The organism is Streptosporangium sp. NPDC048047, assembly GCF_040653115.1.
Classification (GTDB): Bacteria; Actinomycetota; Actinomycetes; order Streptosporangiales; family Streptosporangiaceae; genus Streptosporangium.
The window spans coordinates 1-2928 of sequence record NZ_JBEZNH010000022.1 but is presented as its reverse complement, the minus strand read 5'-3'; the positions used below and the strand labels follow the sequence as shown (position 1 = coordinate 2928).

The window sequence follows — 2928 nt, the reverse complement described above, 5'->3', positions numbered from 1 at the left end:
GCCGGATCCCGCACGTTCCTCGCTCGTCCCGCCGGATCCCGCACACCCGCCGGCCCGTCCCCTGAGGCCCGCACCGACCACACGCGGTGACCCGCGCGCTCACAGACGGCTCCGCGCCGGATACCGCACCGGCCGCGGAGCCCGCATCCGGGGACCCCCGGCGACCCTCCTCGCCAACCCCGCCACAGGCAGGGCCGCGACCACGTCGTAGACGGCCTCCCCGGGCAGCGTGGCCGTCAGCACGTCCTCACCGAGCCGGGCGTCACCGAACAGGGCTCCTGCCGCCGCGGCGAGCACCGGCCCGGCGACGGCGCAGGTGAGCGTCGTGATGATCCTGGCCTCGGGATGGACCTCGGCCATCCGCCCTGCCGCGAACCCGACCAGGCACAGCACCAGGGCGTACTGCCCCATCACATGCGCGGCGGGCGGCAGCACGTCGTTGAGCAGCCCGGCGAAGAAGCCCATGACCGTCCCGGCGGCGGCCCCACGGGCCTGCGCGTAACCGATCACGGTGAGCAGCACCAGGTCGGGGGCGACGTCCCCCGGCAGCGGCAGGCGGTTCACCACCGCCACCTGAACCACCATGACCAGCAGGAGGAACCCGGCGGCGAGCGCGTCCCGGCCCATCGGTCAGATCCCCCCGCGCCGCGGGCCCGGAGCCACCGCCTCGGGCGGCACGTCGCCCCGCCCGCCCGGCGCCGCCTCTTCCTCCGGCGCGTCCTCCGTCTCCGGCGCGTCACCTTCGCGGCCCGGCGCCTCCCCACGGTCCGGCCCGCCCCGCGCCTTGGCCTTCTTCTCCTTCGCCGCCTGCCGCGGCGCGCCCGGCAGGACCACGTCACGCGGTTCACGCGTCGGCGCCTGCACCACCACGCCCACCACGTCGAGCGCGGTCAGATCCGCGTACGGCCGGGCGTAGGCCACCCGGGTCAGCTCCCCCGGCGTCGCCTCCACCCGCTCCACCACCCCGATCGGCACCCCGGCCACGTACGGCACGCCGTGCTGGGAGCCGAAACTGACGATCCGCCGGCCAGGAACGATCTGCGCCGTGGAGTCGAGCAACCGGAAACGCAGCAGGCGGCCACCGGACCCCACGCCGTGCACCACCCCGATCTCGTTGTTCCCCTCCAGGCGGGCTCCGGCCGCCGACGCCGGATCACTGAGCAGCACGACGGTCGAGGTGGACCGCCCCGCCTGAACCACCCTGCCGACCAAGCCCTCGCCGTTCAGCACCGTCATCTCCGTCCGCACCCCGTCCGCCGTACCGACATCGAGCTCGACGGCCTCCTCGAACCCCGGCGTGCCCCGCCGGGCAATCACCTGCGCCGGGACGATCCGGTATCCGGCGACGCCCGCCGCTCCGAGCAGGCGGTGCAGCTGCGTCGAACGCTGCCGGTCCAGGCCCTGCGCCACCAGATCACGCCGGAGCCGGCCGTTCTCGGCGCGCAGCTCCTCGATGCGGCGCCGCGCCTCCGGCGCACCAGTGATCATCGTGACGAACCTGCCGACCGGCCGGACGATGTCGGCCCCTGCCCTCTCCGCGGCGCCGAACACCGTCGTTCCCGCCTCCTTGAGGGGGGTGAGCGGGGAGGCTCCGCCGGTCCGGTGGTCGACGGTCATCAACACGAGAGCCGCGGCCAGCAGCATCCCCAGGCTGATCCGTGCGCGGCGCGTGTCCTTCATCAGTGCCGCGGCTCCGGGACGAGGACCTGCTGCAGCGCCTCGAAGTCCTCGACGCACTTGCCGGAGCCGAGCGCGACCGAGTCGAGGGCGTTGTCCACCAGGTGGATCGGCATGCCGGTCTCGTCCTTCAGCCGCTCGTCCAGGCCCTTCAGCAGGGCGCCCCCGCCGGTGAGCGCGATCCCCCGGTCCATCAGGTCGCCGGACAGCTCCGGCGGGCACTTGTCCAGCGTGGTCTTGACCGCGTCCACGATCGCGTTCACCGGCTCGTCGGTGGCCCGGCGGATCTCGGCGGCCGACACGACGATCGTCTTCGGCAGGCCGCTGACCAGGTCCCGGCCGCGGATCTCCGCGTGGCCCTCCTCGGGAAGCGCGCAGGCCGAGCCGATCGCCATCTTGATCTCCTCGGCGGTGCGCTCGCCGAGCATGAGCGAGTACTCCTTCTTGGCGTAGCTGATGATCGCCTGATCCAGCTCGTCGCCGCCCACCCTGATCGACTGGCTGGTCACCACGCCGCCCATCGAGATGATGGCGACCTCGGTGGTGCCGCCACCGACGTCGACCACCATGTTGCCGGTCGGCTCGTGCACGGGCAGGCCCGCCCCGATCGCCGCGGCCATCGGCTCCTCGATGATGTAGACCTGCCGTGCCCCCGCCTGGTAGCCGGCCTCCTTGACCGCCCGCTGCTCGACGCCGGTGATCCCGCTCGGCACCGCGATGATGATGCGCGGCTTGGCGAACTGGCTGCGCCGGTGGACCCGCTGGATGAAGTAGCGGAGCATGCGCTCGGTGACGTCGAAGTCGGCGATGACGCCGTCCTTCAGCGGCCGGATGGCGACGATGTTGCCCGGAGTCCGGCCGATCATGCGCTTGGCCTCGATGCCGATGGCGACGATCTTTCCCGTGACCATGTTCATCGCGACGACGGACGGCTCGTTGAGCACGATGCCCTTGCCCCGGACGTACACCAGCGTGTTCGCGGTGCCGAGGTCGACCGCCATGTCGCGTCCAAGGAAAGCAAGCTTGCTGCTCATGGGGAAGGCGGCCCTCCTTCCGTCAGGTCGTCGGCGAAAACTACAGAACGCACTCGAATCGTAACGTGATGTACCCACCCCTGAGCGCAATGAGCCTGCCAGCTCCAGGAAAATCTTAAGTCGCGGCAAACACGCCGGGCCCCGCCGTCCTCCCCGAAGATCTTCGGGGAGGACGCGTTCATCAGGACCGAGAGCTCCGTCCCCAGGGCGACCATCC

3 protein-coding genes are annotated in these 2928 nt (G+C 71.9%); all 3 read right to left on the bottom strand.

The genetic code is table 11. From position 1 onward, the window contains the following. Nucleotides 1-99: 99 nt before the first annotated feature. The 3 genes from mreD to AB0D67_RS20095 are packed head-to-tail and all read right to left on the bottom strand — an operon-like array spanning nt 100 to nt 2711. Nucleotides 100-627 carry a rod shape-determining protein MreD gene (gene mreD, locus AB0D67_RS20105; protein WP_362937457.1) on the bottom strand — a complete coding sequence of 176 codons (528 nt, stop codon included), beginning with the start codon at nt 625-627 and terminating at the stop codon, nt 100-102. A gap of 3 nt (nt 628-630) precedes the next feature. Next, a complete protein-coding gene (mreC, locus tag AB0D67_RS20100; RefSeq protein WP_362937454.1) occupies nt 631-1680 on the bottom strand; it encodes a rod shape-determining protein MreC in 1050 nt (349 codons plus the stop codon). Beyond that, complete coding sequence (locus AB0D67_RS20095; RefSeq protein ID WP_362937451.1) at nt 1680-2711, bottom strand: rod shape-determining protein; 1032 nt, start codon at nt 2709-2711, stop codon at nt 1680-1682. The genes mreC and AB0D67_RS20095 overlap by 1 nt, the downstream gene beginning before the upstream one ends. Between the last annotated feature and the right edge of the window lie 217 nt (nt 2712-2928).

What these genes read in the sequence shown, in the direction of transcription:
- mreD (WP_362937457.1), bottom strand. Translation starts at nt 627, where the DNA reads ATGGGCCGGGACGCGCTCGCCGCCGGGTTCCTCCTGCTGGTCATGGTG.
- AB0D67_RS20095 (WP_362937451.1), bottom strand. Translation starts at nt 2,711, where the DNA reads ATGAGCAGCAAGCTTGCTTTCCTTGGACGCGACATGGCGGTCGACCTC.
- mreC (WP_362937454.1), bottom strand. Translation starts at nt 1,680, where the DNA reads ATGAAGGACACGCGCCGCGCACGGATCAGCCTGGGGATGCTGCTGGCC.